2 protein-coding genes and 1 pseudogene are annotated in these 2,498 nt (G+C 44.4%); 1 reads left to right on the top strand and 2 read right to left on the bottom strand.

Annotated features, from left to right (window positions below; translation table 11 throughout):
- Nucleotides 1–185: pseudogene (locus DOT_RS31310) on the top strand (group II intron reverse transcriptase/maturase); the annotation flags it as partial.
- A gap of 120 nt (nt 186–305) precedes the next feature.
- On the opposite strand, the gene ablB reads toward DOT_RS31310, so the two are convergent.
- The gene (gene ablB, locus DOT_RS00150) at nt 306–1,139 is read right to left on the bottom strand and encodes a putative beta-lysine N-acetyltransferase (protein WP_009612728.1); all 834 of its coding nucleotides are present in this window, start codon (nt 1,137–1,139) and stop codon (nt 306–308) included.
- A complete protein-coding gene (ablA, locus tag DOT_RS00145; protein ID WP_009612727.1) occupies nt 1,132–2,415 on the bottom strand; it encodes a lysine 2,3-aminomutase in 1,284 nt (427 codons plus the stop codon). Before ablA ends, ablB begins: the two co-directional genes overlap by 8 nt.
- Between the last annotated feature and the right edge of the window lie 83 nt (nt 2,416–2,498).

Raw genomic sequence — 2,498 nt, 5'->3', positions numbered from 1 at the left:
TTCAAACACGGTTTGAAAACCTGAAGAAAGCAGGTATTAGCAAGGAACAAGCATGGATGTGGGCAAACACAAGAAAAGGCTATTGGCGCGTAGCCCATAGCCCGATTTTGACGAAAGCCCTATCCAACGAGCGTTTCAAACGAATCGGATACCTTAGTTTTAGTGAATGTTATTCTGCGAAATAACGTGTAAACTTTGGAAGCGCCGTATACCGAACGGTACGTACGGTGCTGTGGGAGGTCGGCTGATCAATTAATGGTCAGCCTCCTACCCGATTGTTGTGCTAAATGTTATTGACTATTGAATTAGGCATATCGAACCCAAAGGTTCATGTCTTCAAATGAACCGGCGATATGACAATTGTTAATCAGGCGCCCCTGATATCTGTAGCCAAGTTTGTGGAAGACTCTGTTCATTCCGTAAGACTGGGCACGAGCCAAAGTATAGAGGTTAAATGAGCCTTGCTTGTGAACTTCCTGCTCCAGAATGAACAGTAATCGTTCGGATAGAGAATGTCCCCGGTAATCTGCTAGTGTTGCACAATCCGTCATTTCGCAGCGGTTAAGAATTGGATCTGGGTAAGCAGCCGCTACGCCAATCAGCTGGTCTTGTGAAAATGCTCCGGCAAAAATGTTACCCTTCTGGATTAAGGTGCGAATGTATTGAGGATTTTCTACTGGGGAGGGATAACTGGTAAAAACTTGGCTTAGTAGTTGTGATATTTGCTGGGCGTTGGATTCATTTAAAAGTTTTAACTCCATTCCGAGAGGCAAGCGTCGTGACTGATTGACAGGTTTTGTTCTAACGCTATCGATAATATTGTTCTCGGATTGCAACTTATCGGATTGACCTCTTGCTTCACTAGGATAATAGGCCAGGCTGATAGCAAATTCCTCATAATCACCACGGAAGAGACTACCTTCGGTACGAAAGCCACATCTTAAAAATTCAGGGACATCTGCTGGCAAAGCCCAAAGCCATATTTTCTCCAGATTCGTTGTTATTGCTAAGTCGACGAGCTGCCCACTGAGCAAAGAAGGCTTAGTTCCAAGCGCATAACCGTCGACAACCAGCCGTTTATTCCTCTCATCCACGTTAATGGTGTTTGAGAAATTCACAGTGCTTATCGTGTTAAGCATTGACTCCACCTCCACAACGACCAGAAACCATTTTCCTTCTCTCCAAGCGCATGTTTTCTTGGGGTGTTAAACTGATCCGCTCACCCTTCAGCAACTTAGCGAGACCAATATGGCGGGTTTTCGAGCTGGAACAGGTCTCTGAGCATGTTTCGCAGCTTCTTGTTTTGTTTTCGGGTTCCTGATATACCGTGATAACTCCTTCATAATTACGCAGGATAACTTTATCACTTGATTGAGAAATCAAATAGTTGGGCTGCAAAGGGATTTTGCCGCCCCCGCCTGGAGCATCGACAACAAAGGTAGGAACAGCGAAACCAGAGGTGTGGCCCCTGAGCATTTCGATAATTTCCAAACCGGTACTAACCGATGTCCGGAAATGCTCGATGCCACTGGATAAGTCGCATTGGTACATATAGTAAGGTCTAACTCGACATCTGACAAGTTCATGAACCAGTTTTTTCATAATGACTGGACAATCATTAATTCCTTTAAGTAAAACTGATTGATTCCCTAGTGGAATGCCAGCATTGGCAAGCTTATTGAGGGAATTACGCGCTTCAGCGGTGAGCTCTTGAGGATGATTGAAATGTGTATTGATCCAAACAGGGTGGTATTTTTGCAAAACTTGAATGAGGTGATCCGTAATACGCATTGGCATGACGACAGGGGTTCTTGTTCCGATCCGAATGATCTCAACATGGGGAATCGACCGCAGATTAGACAAGATAAACTCCAAACGTTCATCCGAAAGGGTAAAGGGATCTCCTCCAGAAATCAGCACATCGCGTATCTGGGGGTTGGAACGAATATATTCCAGGGCGAGCTTAAATCGATTTAATGGCAAAGCCTGGTCGGTTTGTCCCGCCATTCTTCTGCGGGTGCAATGCCTACAGTACATTGAACATTGGTCCGTTACTAGAAGTAGTACACGATCAGGATAGCGGTGGGTTAGCCCTGGTACAGGGGAATCGGCTTCTTCATGCAGTGGGTCATCTAAATCGCATGAAGATTTCCGCAATTCATGAATGGAAGGAATTGCTTGTTTTTTGATAGGGCACAAAGGGTCTTGGAGACTCATCAGAGAAAAGTAGTAAGGCGTAATTGCCATTCGGAAATTTTTTAAGCAACGCTCAATTTGACCTGCTTCTTCGGCCGGAAGAGACACTGCTTCAAGTAATCCTCCAAGAGTTGTAATTCGGTTGGACATTTGCCAATGCCAATCATTCCATTGTTCATCAGTTATAAAAGGCCATAACTTTCGTTGTAGTTCGTTCATTGGTTCGACCTCCTTAAAGTTACCAAACAATATTTACAGAATTAGCGCAGGTCTGGGTTAATAAAATGAATAGACAAACGCTA

The organism is Desulfosporosinus sp. OT (assembly GCF_000224515.1).
In the GTDB taxonomy this organism is placed as follows: domain Bacteria; phylum Bacillota; class Desulfitobacteriia; order Desulfitobacteriales; family Desulfitobacteriaceae; genus Desulfosporosinus.
This window is presented reverse-complemented; position numbering and strand designations above follow the sequence as displayed.